This is a genomic window from Paenibacillus sp. Y280, from assembly GCF_056786335.1.
The window spans coordinates 1-16,902 of the sequence record NZ_JBXCIW010000031.1; the positions used below are offsets into that span (position 1 = coordinate 1).

19 protein-coding genes are annotated in these 16,902 nt (G+C 46.2%); 4 read left to right on the top strand and 15 right to left on the bottom strand.

What is annotated here, in order from left to right:
• A partial coding sequence (locus AC1TPC_RS24700) for a hypothetical protein (protein ID WP_482069396.1) occupies positions 1-203 on the top strand: 203 nt, incomplete at its 5' end.
• A 133-nt stretch (positions 204-336) separates the two neighbouring features.
• On the opposite strand, the gene AC1TPC_RS24705 is transcribed toward AC1TPC_RS24700, so the two are convergent.
• The 3 genes from AC1TPC_RS24705 to AC1TPC_RS24715 form a co-directional block, all read right to left on the bottom strand.
• On the bottom strand, positions 337-1,536 hold the full coding sequence (locus AC1TPC_RS24705; RefSeq protein ID WP_482069397.1) for a GNAT family N-acetyltransferase: 1,200 nt from the start codon (positions 1,534-1,536) through the stop codon (positions 337-339).
• A gap of 150 nt (positions 1,537-1,686) precedes the next feature.
• Positions 1,687-1,989, bottom strand: a complete 303-nt coding sequence (locus AC1TPC_RS24710; RefSeq protein ID WP_482069398.1) for a hypothetical protein — start codon at positions 1,987-1,989, stop codon at positions 1,687-1,689.
• Positions 1,990-2,001: 12 nt separating this feature from the next.
• Positions 2,002-2,202, bottom strand: coding sequence for a YwbE family protein (locus AC1TPC_RS24715; protein WP_169082010.1), 201 nt, complete (start codon positions 2,200-2,202; stop codon positions 2,002-2,004).
• Positions 2,203-2,330: 128 nt separating this feature from the next.
• Here AC1TPC_RS24715 and AC1TPC_RS24720 point away from each other — a divergent pair, with 128 nt between their 5' ends.
• Positions 2,331-4,169: a DEAD/DEAH box helicase gene (locus AC1TPC_RS24720; protein WP_482069399.1), complete on the top strand. Its 1,839-nt coding sequence runs from the start codon at positions 2,331-2,333 to the stop codon at positions 4,167-4,169.
• Positions 4,170-4,253: 84 nt separating this feature from the next.
• Here the strand turns inward: AC1TPC_RS24720 and AC1TPC_RS24725 are convergent, their stop codons facing one another.
• From AC1TPC_RS24725 to AC1TPC_RS24760, 8 genes are all read right to left on the bottom strand, one after another.
• The gene (locus AC1TPC_RS24725) at positions 4,254-4,958 is read right to left on the bottom strand and encodes a DUF421 domain-containing protein (RefSeq protein WP_482069400.1); all 705 of its coding nucleotides are present in this window, start codon (positions 4,956-4,958) and stop codon (positions 4,254-4,256) included.
• Between the two features lie 192 nt (positions 4,959-5,150).
• A complete protein-coding gene (locus AC1TPC_RS24730; RefSeq protein WP_482069401.1) occupies positions 5,151-6,380 on the bottom strand; it encodes an MFS transporter in 1,230 nt (409 codons plus the stop codon).
• Between the two features lie 25 nt (positions 6,381-6,405).
• Entirely contained in the window at positions 6,406-7,437 is a 1,032-nt protein-coding gene (locus AC1TPC_RS24735; RefSeq protein WP_482069447.1) for an ROK family transcriptional regulator, read from the bottom strand.
• A gap of 198 nt (positions 7,438-7,635) precedes the next feature.
• Positions 7,636-8,244, bottom strand: a complete 609-nt coding sequence (locus AC1TPC_RS24740; protein ID WP_482069402.1) for a transglutaminase-like domain-containing protein — start codon at positions 8,242-8,244, stop codon at positions 7,636-7,638.
• 151 nt (positions 8,245-8,395) lie between these two features.
• The gene (locus tag AC1TPC_RS24745; protein ID WP_482069403.1) at positions 8,396-9,772 is read right to left on the bottom strand and encodes an MFS transporter; all 1,377 of its coding nucleotides are present in this window, start codon (positions 9,770-9,772) and stop codon (positions 8,396-8,398) included.
• 61 nt (positions 9,773-9,833) lie between these two features.
• Positions 9,834-10,424 carry a TetR/AcrR family transcriptional regulator gene (locus tag AC1TPC_RS24750; protein ID WP_482069404.1) on the bottom strand — a complete coding sequence of 197 codons (591 nt, stop codon included), beginning with the start codon at positions 10,422-10,424 and terminating at the stop codon, positions 9,834-9,836.
• Positions 10,425-10,539: 115 nt separating this feature from the next.
• Entirely contained in the window at positions 10,540-11,070 is a 531-nt protein-coding gene (locus AC1TPC_RS24755; RefSeq protein WP_482069405.1) for a GNAT family N-acetyltransferase, read from the bottom strand.
• A 54-nt stretch (positions 11,071-11,124) separates the two neighbouring features.
• Complete coding sequence (locus tag AC1TPC_RS24760) at positions 11,125-11,859, bottom strand: class I SAM-dependent methyltransferase (protein WP_482069406.1); 735 nt, start codon at positions 11,857-11,859, stop codon at positions 11,125-11,127.
• A 209-nt stretch (positions 11,860-12,068) separates the two neighbouring features.
• On the opposite strand from AC1TPC_RS24760, the gene AC1TPC_RS24765 reads away from it, so the two are divergent.
• Positions 12,069-12,257: a GNAT family N-acetyltransferase gene (locus tag AC1TPC_RS24765; protein WP_482069448.1), complete on the top strand. Its 189-nt coding sequence runs from the start codon at positions 12,069-12,071 to the stop codon at positions 12,255-12,257.
• A 39-nt stretch (positions 12,258-12,296) separates the two neighbouring features.
• On the opposite strand, the gene AC1TPC_RS24770 is transcribed toward AC1TPC_RS24765, so the two are convergent.
• Positions 12,297-12,878 carry a GNAT family N-acetyltransferase gene (locus AC1TPC_RS24770; RefSeq protein WP_482069407.1) on the bottom strand — a complete coding sequence of 194 codons (582 nt, stop codon included), beginning with the start codon at positions 12,876-12,878 and terminating at the stop codon, positions 12,297-12,299.
• A 296-nt stretch (positions 12,879-13,174) separates the two neighbouring features.
• Between AC1TPC_RS24770 and AC1TPC_RS24775 the strand changes: the two genes are divergently transcribed.
• Positions 13,175-14,245 (top strand): SDR family oxidoreductase, encoded by a 1,071-nt coding sequence (locus AC1TPC_RS24775; protein WP_482069408.1) that lies wholly within the window; start codon positions 13,175-13,177, stop codon positions 14,243-14,245.
• Positions 14,246-14,309: 64 nt separating this feature from the next.
• Here AC1TPC_RS24775 and AC1TPC_RS24780 read toward each other — a convergent pair whose 3' ends face one another.
• The 3 genes from AC1TPC_RS24780 to AC1TPC_RS24790 form a co-directional block, all read right to left on the bottom strand.
• On the bottom strand, positions 14,310-14,684 hold the full coding sequence (locus AC1TPC_RS24780; RefSeq protein ID WP_482069409.1) for a winged helix-turn-helix transcriptional regulator: 375 nt from the start codon (positions 14,682-14,684) through the stop codon (positions 14,310-14,312).
• A 591-nt stretch (positions 14,685-15,275) separates the two neighbouring features.
• Positions 15,276-16,073, bottom strand: a complete 798-nt coding sequence (locus tag AC1TPC_RS24785) for a Cof-type HAD-IIB family hydrolase (protein ID WP_482069410.1) — start codon at positions 16,071-16,073, stop codon at positions 15,276-15,278.
• Positions 16,074-16,149: 76 nt separating this feature from the next.
• Positions 16,150-16,902 (bottom strand): pseudouridine synthase, encoded by a 753-nt coding sequence (locus AC1TPC_RS24790; RefSeq protein ID WP_482069411.1) that lies wholly within the window; start codon positions 16,900-16,902, stop codon positions 16,150-16,152.

Sequence of the window (16,902 nt, forward strand, 5' to 3'; positions counted from 1 at the left end):
ACCCCAAGGGTGCATGTGGAGATCCACTGTGCGATCATATCCAATTTCCACAGTTTTGGAACCAAACGATCCTAAGCTCTGTTCCCGCCTACGTCCTTACAGAAAATGATGTAGAGTCTACATTCTCCACCACTACCACACAAGGTGTCAATGTTGTAATACTGAGAATAAGCGAGAAAACGGGAGAAAACATTACTTTATAGTGGGAGGGAAATCAATTTTAAAATAATCATGAGAACGAGGCTGCCGTGCTACACGGCAGCCTCGCTGAGTTATTGAGGAATATTCCTATTATTGGGAACTATAAGGGTTGCGTTTATATTTATCCATTTCATATTACATTTGTTTCTGAACACGATACCAATATTCATACTGCGGCACAAAACCGATTTTATCGTAAAGCCGATTGGCTGGCGCATTATTTTTTACTACGAGCAAATAACCTTCCTTCGCTCCCCGTCCTCTTCCCCATTGCAGCAAATGCAAAATAAGCTGCTCGCCATACCCTCTGCTCCGGTTGCCTGGGTCTGTGACAATATCATAAAGTCCAACAAAGCCGTCTTCGATGACAGCAAACCCGCAAGCGACAGGAATTCCGTTATGATGCAAAATAGCAAAGCATTGCTCGAGCGGCGGTTGCTCAACCATTTTCCGAGTAATAGCCCTTTGCTTGTCCGTTAGTCCGCTAAACACGGTTATCGCATCCAGCCATGCCTCTGTCGGTTTGTCTTCAAGCCAGACATCTGCATGAGAGGGAGACAGCACCTCGGATAAGTGGACCGTCTTAACAACCGTTTGATCGATAAGCTCGTAGCCTCGTGCAGCTAGTTCATCGTCCAGTGAGGCTGGCTGGCTGAAGGGTGTAATTTTGAATGTTGTACGAATGCCCTCTTTCACATATCGTTTCTCGCAGGCGCGTATTTTGGCATCCAGCTCCAACGTATGGCTGTAGATCGGATTAATGGAATTTGAACGCTTCGTATAGCCTTCCGCAAACCGCTGCAGCCATCCGTCATAAACGACCGTTTGCAAGGCAGGCCACCCGTTCAAGCTCATTTCCTCGATACGAAAATGCAGCAGCCTTTTAATTGGCTGAATATGATGCTCGTCATGCCAAATAAAATCGTTCATATACTGCGGCATCTGGAAAGGATGCCCGTCCGCATCTATATATGAGGCATCATATTGCTCATCTGTCAGCTTAGCTATCGTATCTATAATTCGCTTACGGCTCTGCACCGCTTGACTCGTTAGCTCTGCGATCGAGGTCGTTTTACCGTATGCTTTCGCGCTTTCGTTGAACTGATCATAATCGAGATGCTTAACGGTAAGCAGCATGCCTTCGGCTGCCTTAACAATCGCTTCTTCATAGAAATAATCATCCCATCGTAAAATATGCGCCACGACCTCGCGAACGGACCATTTCAAAACTGCCACGCTTTGATTCCAAATCCACTCATCATATTTAGCCAAATCCGTTACAAAAGTTATCCATTCGCCAAAGGCCTGCAGCAGCCGCTCTTTTTCATTATTCATATTTAAGTTCCCTCATCTCATAAAATAGGCAAACATTTCCATTCGATTCTCTTATCTTACTGGAAGAATAGTTCACGTGCGAGAACATTTTTGGTGGTCATAGCAAAAAAAAACAGCCACTCAATGAGCAGCCATTTGTACTTCCAGTCCTCATTGCATGCCAAATCTCTCAAGCTGTTCGATTTGGTTCGCCTGCTTTAATATTTCGCGCTGCTTCGGTCCAAGCAGATCGAAATGCGGATACTCCGAACGCGCATGAATATACCTGGGATTAAGACCGTGATCGAGACACCAGCGAGACAGCTTCCCCATATCGGCGCAGCCAACCTTTGTCACTGTCCGCATGTCTGGAAACCGCGGATCTAGCCAATAATGTGTGAGAAAAGCGATCTCTCCGCGCGCTACTGCCGCCTTCCATTGCTCCATCTCTTGTCTCTTGATGCCAAATGCCATAGTCCCCCTCCTTTACGGCTGAGCAATAATATTTTTTACGCGTCCGACTTGGCCGTCGGCCAGTCTCACTTTAATGCCGTGCGGGTGCTTTGGCGAATTGGTTAAAATATCCTTCACGACACCTCGTGTTAGTTTACCGGTCCGTTGGTCCTGCTTCAATACAATATCGACCTCAAGCCCCGATCTTATGGCGGAGCGCTCTGTTCCATTCATCATTTAACCTGCCTCTATGCTTATAATGTTGGTTTAAAGCATAGCATATGCAAAGTAAAGATGCACATTATAAGGACAGCTGTTATACTTAACATCAAACGATGTTTACGAAAAGAGGAAATGTATTAATGTCTAACGCCTTTAACGCTTTGGGTATCATTCCCAAGCTAAGCGAATTGCTTCACCAAGATGGAATTACCGAGCCGACACCGGTTCAAAAGCAAGCAATCCCTCTCCTGCTTAATGGACAGGATGTCATCGCACAAGCACAAACGGGCACAGGCAAAACAATCGCGTTTGCTTTGCCTATTTTGCAACGAATTAATATAGAGAAAGAACAAGTGCAGGCACTCATCCTAACACCAACAAGGGAGCTTGCCATTCAAATAACGAGCGAGCTTAAAAAGCTTGTGCCTGCTGTAGGCGTTAGCGTTCTTGCTGCTTATGGCGGCCAAGATGTTGATGCTCAAATCCGCAAGCTGCAGCGTTCGCCTCATATCGTTGTTGCGACGCCAGGCCGTCTTATCGATCATATGAAGCGCGAAACCGTCAGCCTTGGCAAACTGCAAATGCTAGTCCTAGATGAAGCGGATCAAATGCTTCACATGGGCTTCCTGCCAGATGTAGAAAGCATTATCTCGCAAACGCCGAAGGCTCGTCAAACGATGCTCTTCTCCGCTACGATGCCTGATGCTATTCGCAAATTGGCAGCGGATTATATGAAAACGCCTGTCGATATTCGCGTTCGCAGCACGAACGTAACGCTCGACAGCATTACGCAAATCGTTTATGAAACGACAGATCGCAGCAAGCAGCAAACGCTTGTACATTTGCTTGAGAAGCATCAGCCTTATCTAGCTGTTATTTTTTGCCGGACGAAGGTTCGCGCGAAGAAGCTGAACAAAGAGCTGCAGGAAATCGGCATTGAATCCGATGAGCTGCACGGCGATCTGACGCAAGCGAAGCGCGAGCAGGTTATGAAACGCTTTAGAGATGCGCGTCTTCAAGTGCTTGTTGCGACTGACGTTGCTGCACGCGGCCTTGATGTTGAAGGCGTAACGCATGTGTACAACTACGACGTACCGCAGGACGGCGAGCTTTATATTCACCGAATCGGCAGAACCGGGCGCGCTGGACATGAAGGCGCTGCGATAACGCTGGCAACGCCATATGACAAGAACCATTTGCTGCTTATTGAGCAAAGCATTAACGCTAAGCTTCCTCGCCGTGCGATTGACAGCGAAGGCGTAGAAACAGCTGTACGTGCACAGTCGGGTGATCGTCCTGAGACGGGCCGCCGTCCTGCTGGTTCTGACGGCGGAAGAGGCGCCGCTCGCGGCGGCAAGCCTGCGGAAGGCGGTCGCCGTGGCGGTCGCTCCGGACAGCAGGATCGGGGCGCTAAGCCAGGCGGACGCAGAGGCCAGCGCGAGACCGTACGTCCCGCAGCCGGCAAACGTACGGGAAGAACGGCAGAAGTACGCGGCGAAGCTGTGGAAACGGCTGGCGAAACATCCGGCTGGGCAGCTCGTCGCGGCGAGCGATTCGAAAGCGGCAGCGCACCTCGTAGCGGCGAACGCGCAGGCAATCGCGGAGGCGCTCCTCGTGGCGGTGCTCCTCGCGGCGGCGAACGGACAGGTAATCGCGCCACTGCAGCCCGCGGCGGCGCAAGCCGTGGCGGAGGCTTTGGAAGCCCGCGCGGCGCTGAGCATGTTGCAGGCAAACCAGCGGCATCGGTAGAGAGTCCGTGGGAAGCAGGGCGTAAGGATGCCAAAGCAAGCAACGAACGCGGAGCTGTACGCGGCAAAGCAAGTGGCAGCCGCGGCGGCCAGCGCGGGAATTCATCTGCTGGCGGTCGCAGCAGCTCACCTGCAGGTGGACGCAGCGGCTCACCCGCTAGTGGTCGCAGCAGCACGCGCGGCGGAAGCTCTTCAAACAAACCGCGCGGCGGCGGCGGACGCAATCGCTAAGTGAATTAAAGAGCAGTCCCTGAGGATTAAATTCCTCTGGAGACTGCTCTTTTTTTGCTTGCAACCATGATAGGATTTATGCGTCTAAATTTGCAGAGGCTCTATCTCTTCGCCTTTTCTATCGAAACGAGGAATCGCCTCTAATCCCCCCTCAATCGTCCATTCAGCGAGAGCGACCGACTGGATATCTGGGTAACCGCGTTTTTTCAATTCAAATAGCAGCCATTTCACATCACGGTTAATTGCGGCAAGCCCCTTCGGTTGAGGAATTCCATCCTCGATAATGATATGGGGCAGATAGGCTGGGGATGATTGAAGATTTAAATCAGCACGCTGTACAGCCTCATAAACCGATTTTCTCAAAATACTAAGCGCTCCATTCGTCTCGTAGACGGCGTATGCCACATCGCTGAGAGAGAATACATCTCGCTGCCGAAGCATCATGCGAAGCTCATCGAATGCCATATTATTTCGACGCAGCGCCTCCATATCAATTTCTCCATTTACTATCAGTAGCTCAGGTTTACCTTCAAGCTGCCTGCGCAGCGGCTTGCCGAATTCCATTATTTTTTCAAATAAATAAGAGAGTCCTGCCCAAATCGCCAGCGCGAAAATAAGCATCCATATCGAAACCTTCTCATCGTAAATCGTATTGCCAACAATTTCACCCATTATGACAGAAGATATGAAATCGAAAGGCGAAAGCTGGGCAATTTCCCTTTTGCCAAGTAAACGTGTCAAACACCATAGTCCAGCAAAAGCTGTAATCAGCTTTATAATGATTGGCAAATATACCTCCAAATGCAGTCACCTCTTCTTACCGTTTATTATTCTTTACCCCCGATCATAGATTTATAACGTTATATGGACCGTGGACTCTTCTTCCAAAGTGATCTGCCTTACTAATCCATATACAAATAAAATCGGCAGTTGCGGACAAAAAGCCCTAAGCTGCCGATCAAAATCTTGCATAAGAGTTAATTAATTTATAGAGATATTCGGTGTTCTCTCTTTTAAAACACGATTTCTTTTCAAGAAGACATTCAATCTCTCTGAAAACAAAAACATAACGATAGCAGAAACTACGATAAACGACGGAAAAATTCCGATTGTTGTATACGAAGCAAGAAAACCGAGAACCGGAGGCATAAACGTACTGCCCGTATAGGCCACTGCCATTTGATAGCCCATAATGGTCTGGGAATGTGTTTTCCCAAACCGTACCGGCGTTTCATGCAGCATGCACGGATAAATCGGCGCCAAGCCTAATCCGACAATCATAAAGCCTGCTAGCGAGAACACGGGCGGCAATGGCAAAAACATAAGCGCCGCGCCAACTAAAGCCGTAATTTGCCCAGCACGTATGAGAATACGGTTGCTCATTTTGAACGTAATAAAACCGGTGATCAGCCTGCCGATCGTGATGCCCGCGTAAAATAAAGAAACCCATTGTGCAGCTGTCGCAGCAGGTAAATCCTTCACATTTACAAGAAAGCTGCTTCCCCACAGGCCCATGGTTGATTCGACGCCGCAATAAAACAAGAAGGATACCAAAGCAAGCTTTACCCCTTTAATCTGCAAAGGCTTTATCTTTTCGGAAGATTGTTCACTTGCTCCTTCTTCTGATGCCTCAGGCTCTTTACTTAAAGCTGTGCTGCCTTTCGCGACCCGTTTCCATAAAGGCAGCGTGAAGAAAAGGATGACAACTAAGGCAAACTGAATAACCGCAACGGTCAGGTATCCTTCACTCCATTCGTTTTGCCCCGAAATAAACTGAGCCATAATAATGGGGCCAAGCGTTGCTCCGACTCCCCAGAAACAATGCAGCCAGCTCATGTGATGTGCTTTGTAATGGGCAGCAACGTAATTGTTTAAACCAGCATCCACCGCCCCTCCGCCTAAGCCTAGCGGTATGGCACAAATCATTAACCAAACAAGCGATGGAGAAACTGCGAATCCAAGCAAAGCACCGGCTGTCATGATGCAGCTGACAAGCGTAACTTTCCCTGTACCGTAACGATTAATGACGGCTCCGCTTGCCAAGCTGGACACAATTGTGCCGGCAGCGATTATCATAAATAGCAATCCAGCAGTCTCTAGCGGCACTTCAAAGTCCAATTGCATGACAGGCCATGCCGTTCCAAGCAGTGAATCAGGCAATCCCAAGCTAACGAAAGCCAAATAAACGATAAATAAAAAGAATGTAGCCATTTGTTACCCATTCTCCTGACTCCTATTATATTTTTGTTCCAGAGATCATAAGATCGAGCCCTAGCTTCTGCAAACCATATAAATAATCATTTTTCCAATCACTCCCCGTAAGCTGTGGAAGATGTTCCTCCGGGATATACTCTGCACTCTTGACTGCTATTTGGTTAATCATTGATTCGTTCACTTCGTCATTCGAAAAAATAATCGTGTGCGGGTTCATTATCGCCGTAAACGATGCTACAAGCCGGCTAATCGCATCGATCCTTTCTTCCTCACGAAGATTTGCGGTTTCTGATCCGCTTCCATCGTTCAAAGCTTGCAGAAAATTTTTATTATCATACTGAGGGACGAACGAGACCTCCCCTGAGAAAAACGTACTTCCTCGGACCACATCGCCATTCACGATAATGCCCGCTCCAGGACCATTTTGACCCAAATACAAATAGACCAGACATGACTTCTCATCTTTCAGCTTATTATCGTGATATCCGAGGACAGCTGCATTCATATCGTTCTCTACAACGACAGGGATAGATAAACGATCTTCGAAGTATCCTTTCATATCGAAATGATGGAACTGCTCGTAGCTTGGTATATAAATGATTCGACCATTGTTGACCGAACCCGGTACACCGATTGCCAAGGAGCTAATTCTCGGATATTTTTCAATGATGTCTTCAATATGCTTCGTTAAGCTTTGAACATCATCCATGAGGACACTTGACGTAGAAGCTTGTTCCTTCACTTCCCCTGAACAATTAAAGATCGTGTAGTTCGTTTCTGTCTTTTCTAAAAATATTGCCAATCCCAGCATATATTCCGAATTGTAAGCATACCTTTGCGCTCTTCTTCCCCCGCTAGAATGATCTAGGCCAACTAAAATGAGCTCCCCTTCCTTTTCCATTTGCGACAGGAACTTGCTAATGGTAGGGAAGCTGATACCCAATTCGTTGCTCAGTTCCGCTTTCGTCGCACTTCCAAGCGCCAGAAGGGCTGCACGAATGCCGCGAAGGATAACCTTCTTCATCTCTTTTGGAGCTGCAAGCAACTCATTCACCATGATCACCACCTCAAACAAACGATACTTATTAAACGTATTTAATAAGTCGTTATGATGATACCAAAAATTTAAGGGGATGAAAAGAAAAAAAACCGCGGACAGTTTCTATGTCCTCGGTTTGTGTTAAGAAGGTGCAGCAGTTCGTTATATATTCCGTCGATCAGCCCAAGTACATAGAATGTTGAGCGCCAAAAATTAAAGGCTAGTCGGTAATCCGTACAGACACATCTGCAAACAATCCGTATTTTGTTTTAGTGCTTCAATCGTTTTCGAGTGAGGTGCTTTGTATATTTCCGAATAGTCCAATTCATTGAATTCCGGCCGCACTGCAAAAGCCAATTTTTCTTCATTGAGAGAAAACTCCGCATCAACACCTGCTTTATTTCCACGAGCATCTAAGCGTATCCATCTTTCTATGCTTTTAATATAAATGGCATTTAAGGCATGAATACAGTACCCCGTTTCGGGTGTATCTCCCAAAGTAAGCTTTTGATAACAAAAACCTGTCGGAATCCCTTTGCTCCTTAACAAGGCACATAATAAAATAGACTTTGCATAGCATATGCCTTCTTTATAATATAGTACATCTGAGGCTTTACGAGTTATACGAGAGCTTCTAATATCCCATGAATGATCGATTTCATCACGAACAAATTCATATGCATGCTTTACAAAATCAATTTCATTTTGGGAAACAGAATAGAGTTCCGAAGCTTTTCCCTTAATGGAAGGGTGGCTAAAATCGATATCTTCGGTTTCCGCCAAATAATCTTCAAATAAGTCCGATTCACATTTCAAGTACATCTTATATCCCCCATTAACCTTAATCGCAGCTACTTTCGTAATGGCATTATTATGCATTAATTTGTATAGTTATACAACAATCGATTTCTCCCATAACAAAAAAAACAGGCTGCCGCGGCGCCTGCTCAACCATTTGTTTAATCGATTTCGTTTATCGTTCTATTGAAATACTCGGCTTTATGTTGCGGAATTGCAAGCGGTAGATCAGCAGAATTCCGATATGCAGTGCGGCAAGAATGAAATAAATATTGCTGAATAGTTGACCGTCCGATCCTACACTTAGCGGATTCCAATGAACAGATGAGCCTTGTTCTGCCATAATACCGTACACACCGGCAGCAATTCCTTGCGAAATAAAGCTGATCATCGAGAAAAGCCCCATGCCCACTCCAATCTGATCTTTGGGCAATGATCTTGAAATGGAACTCGACATCGCGATCTGCAAGAAAGATTGACCCACGTTTCCGAAAATCAAAAAGAATGAGATCCATAGCGGCGATATTCCTGTAAAGATGGACATCAGAGCAAAACAAGTCATTAATAAACCGGATGCAGCCGAGAACAGATAGGTATTTCCTTTCAAATCCGCTAGCTTCCCGCCTTTTCTCCCCAGAATGGCGGAGGCTACAGCTGCTGGGACCATGGCGAAGCCAATCCAATTGGAGCTTAACTGATGCACTTCCGAAAGTAGAATGGGAGTTAAAAAATATAACGATATGCCAATGCTGCTGATGAGAAATGTAAGTGCCAGCCCGATGGAATACTTTTTATTTAGAAACAATTGTGGCTGAATAAAAGGTTCTTTTGCATTTCGGATGGTTACGATGAAGAGTATTAATGCGGCTAATCCGAAAACGACATATAACCAGGCTCGATTCGTAACCCCTAGCAGAATCAGCGTAATGGATACAGCGAGCAAGCTGCCGCCAAGCCAATCGAATTTTCGCGGAGCCTCTTTCTGCTCATGCTCCAAATATTTTCGATACAGTGGAAGCAGCAGCAGGATCAACAACGAGGGCAAAAATAGCCAGCGCCAGTTCGCAAAGCTGACGACAAGCGCGGATATAACAGGTGCAAGGGCGCTTCCGAGCGCTAACCCGACGGCAGTCATGCTTAGTGAGGACCCTCTCTTTTCAGGCGAAAAATACCGAACAGGGATAATCAGTGCGATGGCAGGTACAGCCGCTGCACCAGCTGATTGTATACATCTTCCAAGCAGGGCAAACCAGAATGATTGGGAAACGAGTCCGATTAGCGAACCAACCGCAAACAACGTCAGACCAAACGTCAATAAGCTCTTGAGTTGGAACCGGTCTGCTAACTTCCCATACGTCACCGTTCCAAACGCATAGATAAGCGTATAGGCCGAAGACAGCCAGCTCACCTCTGAAAGGGTTAGATGAAATTCCTTGCTGATTTGCGGCAGCACCACGTTGAACATAAGCGCGCTCATCGAAGACATCATAACGGTGAACATCAATAAGCGCATTAAGATCATACTTTTTTGCTGACGTGATTCTGAAGACATAGACTATCACTCCCCATCAGATGTATGCAAGTACTCACTTGCAACTATTCTATAAAAAAGACTAGGGTGTTAAAGCCCTAGCGAATAACCGTACGCTTTCCTCCATAAACTCGTCTAACGCATCTTCTGAAACTGGCTCTTTGGCGTTTAAGTACGTGCTGATAAACGCGCCGTAATTCATCCACATGAAAGACATAGCTTCCATTTGAGGATTTGGCGTCATGGCCTTGCCTTGCTCCGACATAGCAGCCAAATAATTCGTTAAAAGTTTTTTCAGATGCTGAGGGTGTCTCCCGGCCTCTTGATAAACCTCTGGCGGGAGAGTACTGCTGCCTCTATGAGAAATTAAAAACAATTTTCTATTCCGCCTCATAATCTTTTGATACGTTCGGCTGATTAAGAGCAGGTCGGAATGCAGTTCACCTGCCAAGCCGTCACTAAACAGCTTTGTCATCTCGTCGGCATAATGATAGCGGCGGAAGGCTTCCTCAAGCAGCTTCTGTTTTGTTCCGAAATGGCGAAATAACGTGACTTCGTTCACGCCTGCTGCAACAGCAATTTCCTTGGTTGTCGTCCCATCATATCCCTTTTCCGCCATGAGATCGATTGCTGCTAAAAGAAGCTTGTCGCTCGTACTTTGATTATTGCTCATTTATCGACCCTTCTTTAACGCAAGTACTTACTTACATCTTTATTGTATGCAGGTCGGTGTACATTGTCAATAACAGGGAATCCATTTTTTCAGGTTGCATTCCAGATAATAGCGATTACAGCGTTACCTCTAACTGAATATCACGAATCTCCCGTCTAATTATCGTCTCGTTTATCTCCAGAGCTAGAACACAACCCATTTTGCGGTAAAAATGCTGGGTTTCAACTGCTGGATGCGCACCGATATACAGTTTATCCGCTCCTAATAATTTAGCCACTTGCTTTGCCTTAACAAAAAGCTGCTCTCCTACCTTCTGTCCGCGGGCTGAGCGAGTGACATGGATATAGGATAACTCTCGATATATAGACTTTTCTCCAAATTGTTCCGCTTCGATAATAGCAAATCCAATTAATTCTGCTCCTTGTTTTGCAGCAATGACAGCGCCGCCATACGCTATGTTACGTTTAAAATGCTGGACAATCTCTCGTTTCCTCTCCAACGTCCAATTGTCCTCAAATGCATCCTCTTTCTCAATCAATCTTCCCGCTTCGTTGAATAACACCTTTGTTGTCTTCTGAGAACGATCAAAGAAATCAAGCATATGGGGTAAAACATCATCGGTTTGTAACACTTGTATATCAAGCATTCGATTTCGCTCCTAACCAATCACACATTTTGCAAGTTGAACGAACTGCTCTTGCTAATTTTTAACCGCCGCAATCATAAGGAATATAGGACGACGGAATTCGTCTTGCATATCGGGATTGCTGCCAGCCATTTCTTCCGACGGTTTTGGCTCGGACAGCTTCGTAATCGCGAAGCCCGCTTCAATCAGTGCATTCAGATGGGTAGCGACGGTACGATGGTATTTAACGACGTCGTTTTCCAAAAACCTTGCTTGCCGCAAGCCTTCAAAGTGGTAGTCATCGACGGGCCAATGCAATCTCTCGCCTTGCGGGCCGTAATGCCAATCTTGTGCGGCGAGCGCAGTGAATACCGGGTGCTCAACGGAGAGCACGAAAGTTCCGCCTGGAGCAAGGCAGTGATGAATTTTGTTACAGATGAGAGCGAAGTCTTCGACATAATGCAGCGCAAGCGAGCTTATGACTACGTCGAATTCCGCTGCGTTAAAATCGATATCTTCGATTGCCAAACAGCGATAGCTGATTTGTGGATCATCGGTCAATTGTCTAGCGCGCTCTAGCATATTTTCCGAGAGGTCTACGCCTACGACAGAATGAGCCTGCTGTTCGCGGGCATATCTGCAATGCCAGCCAAAGCCGCAGCCAAGATCAAGCACTTTTTTACCTTGAAGCTCAGGAAGCATTGCACGCAGGGCAGTCCATTCACCAGCAGCGCTCAATCCGCCAATCGAACGCGGCATCTGGCTGTAATTTTCAAAAAATCCAGCATCATCATATTTGTTCTGTCTCATAATGTTAGCAGTCTCCTTACTTATTCTGATGGAATCCATCCAAATGATTTGGATTTATTACCTATACGTTACCATTAAACCATAACTAAATTCCATTGCGAGATCTTAGTAATCTTTTCATATATAATGGAAACATTCTTAAATCAGAACAGACATAGCGGAAACCTTTTCATTGATCTAACAATTGCGCCCACAGCTTAGACGATCTGATTACCGACAACAACAGCCGTTCCAATGGTTATGCTAAGCTGTTAATTGACTGGTTAGAGTTAGAAGCCAAAAACAATAATTGCGAGCAGCTGCACTTGGATTCAGGCGTTCAGCGACATATCGCTCACCGGTTTTATCTCAATCGAACAATGGACATCACGGGGTATCATTTTCAGAAGACGCTTTAATCATAAGCGTCTTCCCCTTTTTTGCTTAACAAAAAGCAGCTATTTTATTCTATGAAGCTTGTAATAATTATATTTTTCCTCTTCCATCTCAATAACATCTATAAATTCAAATCCGCATTTTTGGATGACTTTGTTCGAGGCCGTGTTGCGGATCGAAGCTATTGCGATAAGCTCCTCAACATTTATTTTCTCAAACAAATACTTGATTATGCCTTGAGCCGCTTGGGTCGTATACCCCTTGTTTCTATAATTCTTTGAAATGGCAAACATGATCTCTCTGTTCGGAGGCGGCAATTCTTCTTTTATTCCCGTGCAGCACCAACCGATAAACTCACCTGTCCTCTTTGAAATAATTCCTAATCGCAATCGGAGCTGCCCAATATTCCCGCCTTCCGCCACAGCATTTAAAAACTGTTTATTTTCAATGGTTTCGTAGTTTATTAACCAATCGAGCCTTTGTTCCTTCGGTACGTTCCAGCCCGGCAAAAATTGTATAATTTCAGATTGCTGAGTAAGCGCGTACAGCTCATCCAAATCCTCGATTCTATATTCCCGTAAAAAGATATCTTCACAATCAATTGTGAAAAGGTCGTTTAATTCTGTCGACGAGAGCGCATTCATATTCCTTCTCCTTCCTTTAACCAGTAGCCTTTCGAATAAAACAATGGTATCACATCTAATGAAATGTCATTTGGGATAAAATAGTTAAAATTGTATTCTACTTGTCCTTTTAATTAATCTTTCTGGTTTCTTGTGCTGCACCATCCACTTTCAAGTCTGTATGACCAGTGTAAACCTCCATATCCCTCCTATATTACTTTCAAGTAACTATATCACTCTAAAGTGCGTACTTTTTATTCACTTCGCCAAGATGCACAATGATGGTGAGACTATTACGGATTAGGAGAGATGATCTTATGGAAATTAAGGAAACGGGACCGCACAAAACCGCTCTTGTCGTTGGAGCCAACGGAGTTATAGGTGGAAATCTGATCGAATATTTGGAGCAGCTCCCCGATTGGAATATTATCGGCGTGTCGCGCCGAGGCGGGGATTCTAGCGGCCGAGCCCGATATATAGCCGTCGATCTGCTAAATGAAAGCGATACACGCGAGAAGCTAGGCATTCTATCGCAAGTTACCCATATTTTCTACGCCGCCTATCAAGATCGTCCAACTTGGGCCGAACTGGTCACCCCAAACTTAGCGATGCTTGTCAACGTCGTCAATGCGATCGAACCAAACGCTCCAAACCTGCAGCATATCAGTCTCATGCAGGGCTACAAAGTATACGGCGCACACCTAGGGCCCTTCAAGACGCCAGCCCGTGAAACGGATGCCTATCATATGCCGCCTGAATTTAATGTTGACCAGCAGCAGTTTCTCGAACAGCGTCAGCGGGAAAGCAACTGGACCTGGTCTGCGCTTCGACCTTCCGTCGTATGCGGATTCGCCTTGGGCAATCCCATGAACCTTGCGATGGTTATCGCCATTTATGCTTCCATATCGAAGGAGCTTGGACTTCCGCTCCGTTTTCCCGGCAAGCCGGGTGCCTACAATAGCCTGCTTGAAATGACTGATGCGGGACTGCTGGCTAGAGCCACCGTCTGGGCAGCGACAGATGAACGTTGTGCTAATCAAGCGTTCAACATTACGAACGGAGATCTATTCCGATGGAACGAGCTTTGGCCTAAGATTGCTGCCAACTTCGGTCTCCATACAGCGCCTCCGCTGCAGATGTCTTTGGAGACGGTAATGGCAGACAAAGAAGAGCTATGGAATGCTATGGTGGAAAAGCATGGTCTGGTAAGAAATAGATACAAGGACGTTTCCTCATGGCGGTTCGGGGACTTTGTGTTTTCTTGGGATTACGATTTTTTTGCTGACGGCACGAAAGCACGCCGCTTCGGCTTCCACGAATTCATTGATACAGAAGCGATGTTTCTGAACATCTTTGAAGATTTGAGACGACGCAAGGTCATTCCATGAACGATTGCTGCACACAAAAAAACGGCCACTGTAATCCAGTGACCGGTTTCTGTCTAATCGCTGATCAATTTTCATCCGACCGTGGTGCACCTGCCAAAATCTTGACCTTATCGCCGTAAACAAGCTCAACATGCCTATCTCCCCATCTGCACAAGAGATGAAGAATCTCTTGCAGACTCCAACCATACTCCGTCAGCTCATACTCGACTTTTGGCGGCACCTGGTTGTAGGAAATTCGTGTAACGATGCCATCCTGCTCAAGTTCCCGAAGCTGCTGAGTCAGCACTTTTTGAGTTACCGAAGGCATTAAGCTCATTAATTCACCGTTGCGTTTCTTGCCAAACGTCAGATGGAACAAAATAACCTGCTTCCACTTGCCGCCGATCACTTCAAGCGTTACTTCCACCGCCGTGTTGTATGTCTTACCCGGTTCCAGCATTGGATTTATATCGCCTCCCTGACTTTACGATATCGTCTTAATCCTATGAGCGCAAGGCACAAATCCTTAACCGGCAAATGACGGAATGGCTGGTATCACGAATTGCTGCATAAAACGATGGGGCATTTGCCTAAAAGTAACGTAATCGAGACAAATGTCCAGTCGCTTGATCTTATTTCACATATAATACCATATACCGAACTAAGGGATATTCAGCTAGGAGCCAGTAACCCAGAATCGGAAATTTCTAAATAGGGGGAATAAGCATGTCCGGTGTACATGGAGGATTTTCGTCGTTAGGCGTAATTTTGGTATTGTTCATTCTTCTGGTAATCATTTCTCGATCAGTCATTTTCTAAATCACGCTTATCCAACATCCAACCATGATGATAAACCCCAGCATTGCGCTCGGGGAACCGAGAATGAAGTTTTACACACCAAATCCAATAAAGGGATCCAATAAGGACTCCCGATATGCAAATAAGCCTTAGAAGCGATTCTAAGGCTTATTTTCTTTTGCTATAAAGAAAGTAAAGTTTCACGCAGAAAAAACGTACATGCAGTTAGATTAACGGGAAGAGCTCCTGTTATTTAGCTCCAAGCGTATTCGCGCAGCGCTCTCGCAACGCCATCTTCAGCGTTTGAGTGAGCGACCGCGTTAGCCGCCAGCTTGACATCCTCCGGGGAGTTCCCCATCGCGATTCCCATTCCTGCAAATTGCAGCATCGTAATGTCGTTATAATAATTGCCAATGGCCAAAATGCGGCTTCGGTCAATGCCCCGAATCTCAGCAAGCTGCTGCAGCGCTTTTCCCTTATTCGCCTCCGCGTGATGAACGTCGATAAAAAAATCGCCGCTGCGTATCGAATGGAGATGCTTCGGCCAGCCGGCCCATTCTGCCTGTACCACATCCATCTTATCTTTGCTGCCGAATACCGTAAATTTCACAAGCCCGCTCGGCAAGCCCAAACGAAAATCTTGAATGGATGGCTTAGCTTCAAACTTGCCGTACATCGCTTCTACTTCTGGTGTCATGCTCTCGACCATCATCTCGAAGGCTGTGTTCAAATCAAAATGGATCGCTTGTTCACGGCAATAATTTACGAAGCTTAGCAGATGATCCGAAGCCATCTCAAATTGATGCACCACAGAACGGTCCTCGGAATTAATCGTAACCGCTCCATTATGAGTAATGATCGTACCGCCAAGTCCAAGCTCCTCCATAACGGGTAGCGCTCCGGATGGGCCTCGCCCCGTGCAAAGCACGATTTGAGCTCCTCGACTCGCTGCCTCTTGTACAGACTCGCGAATAGACTCTGTCAGCACATGGTCATCCGTAAGCAGTGTGCCGTCTACATCCAATGCAATTAAATCATACTGCAGGCTCATACACCCACTCCTATTCCAATCTCTCTTTTTGTCTCTCTATATCTATATTTTAATTCATGCTTCCTTCAAAAAAGTGCTATTCCGCTGCTCGTCTATGCGTACGAAGCAGCTCTACTTCATCATCGGTCAGCTCCCGATAGCTGCCCTCAGAAAGGGTTTCATCAAGCATTAGCGGACCCATGGATACTCTCTTCAAGTATACGACCTTCTTGCCTACCGCTTCAAACATTCTTTTTACTTGGTGAAACTTACCTTCAATAATCGTAAGCGATATTCGCGATAATGTCTCTTCCTCCTGCTGTTCGCTCCCCAGTATTTGCAGGTCAGCGGGCATCGTTATATATCCGTCATCCAAGGTGACGCCGCTTGCGAATTGCTGCTTATCCGCATCGCCAACCTCTCCTTGCACAAGCGCTTCATAGGTCTTAGCTACATGCTTCTTAGGTGACAGCAGCTCATGAGCCAGCTGTCCATCATTCGTTAGTAGCAGCAACCCCACGGTATCCTTATCCAATCGTCCGACGGGAAAAGGCTCGCGCAGCCGATGCTGCTGCTCCAGCAAATCGATAACGGTACGCTCGCGTCCGTCCTCCGTCGCTGAGATCACCCCCTGCGGCTTATTCAGCATGAAGTAAACAACATCCTTATAAACGACTGGGTCTCCGTCAAATGCAACCACTGCTATATCTGGATCAACAATTAGACCGCTATCCTTGACCACAGCGCCATCTACAGCTACCTTGCCAAGCTTTACCGCTTTCTTTATTTCGCTGCGTGTTCCGAGTCCCATATGGGCCAGCAGCTTATCAATACGAATTCGTTTACTCAT

What these genes read in the sequence shown, in the direction of transcription:
- AC1TPC_RS24730 (WP_482069401.1), bottom strand. Translation starts at nt 6,380, where the DNA reads ATGGCTACATTCTTTTTATTTATCGTTTATTTGGCTTTCGTTAGCTTG.
- AC1TPC_RS24705 (WP_482069397.1), bottom strand. Translation starts at nt 1,536, where the DNA reads ATGAATAATGAAAAAGAGCGGCTGCTGCAGGCCTTTGGCGAATGGATA.
- AC1TPC_RS24775 (WP_482069408.1), top strand. Translation starts at nt 13,175, where the DNA reads ATGGAAATTAAGGAAACGGGACCGCACAAAACCGCTCTTGTCGTTGGA.
- AC1TPC_RS24720 (WP_482069399.1), top strand. Translation starts at nt 2,331, where the DNA reads ATGTCTAACGCCTTTAACGCTTTGGGTATCATTCCCAAGCTAAGCGAA.
- AC1TPC_RS24785 (WP_482069410.1), bottom strand. Translation starts at nt 16,073, where the DNA reads ATGAGCCTGCAGTATGATTTAATTGCATTGGATGTAGACGGCACACTG.
- AC1TPC_RS24770 (WP_482069407.1), bottom strand. Translation starts at nt 12,878, where the DNA reads ATGAATGCGCTCTCGTCGACAGAATTAAACGACCTTTTCACAATTGAT.
- AC1TPC_RS24780 (WP_482069409.1), bottom strand. Translation starts at nt 14,684, where the DNA reads ATGCTGGAACCGGGTAAGACATACAACACGGCGGTGGAAGTAACGCTT.
- AC1TPC_RS24760 (WP_482069406.1), bottom strand. Translation starts at nt 11,859, where the DNA reads ATGAGACAGAACAAATATGATGATGCTGGATTTTTTGAAAATTACAGC.
- AC1TPC_RS24740 (WP_482069402.1), bottom strand. Translation starts at nt 8,244, where the DNA reads ATGTACTTGAAATGTGAATCGGACTTATTTGAAGATTATTTGGCGGAA.
- AC1TPC_RS24750 (WP_482069404.1), bottom strand. Translation starts at nt 10,424, where the DNA reads ATGAGCAATAATCAAAGTACGAGCGACAAGCTTCTTTTAGCAGCAATC.
- AC1TPC_RS24790 (WP_482069411.1), bottom strand. Translation starts at nt 16,902, where the DNA reads ATGAGTAAACGAATTCGTATTGATAAGCTGCTGGCCCATATGGGACTC.
- AC1TPC_RS24715 (WP_169082010.1), bottom strand. Translation starts at nt 2,202, where the DNA reads ATGAATGGAACAGAGCGCTCCGCCATAAGATCGGGGCTTGAGGTCGAT.
- AC1TPC_RS24755 (WP_482069405.1), bottom strand. Translation starts at nt 11,070, where the DNA reads ATGCTTGATATACAAGTGTTACAAACCGATGATGTTTTACCCCATATG.
- AC1TPC_RS24710 (WP_482069398.1), bottom strand. Translation starts at nt 1,989, where the DNA reads ATGGCATTTGGCATCAAGAGACAAGAGATGGAGCAATGGAAGGCGGCA.
- AC1TPC_RS24745 (WP_482069403.1), bottom strand. Translation starts at nt 9,772, where the DNA reads ATGTCTTCAGAATCACGTCAGCAAAAAAGTATGATCTTAATGCGCTTA.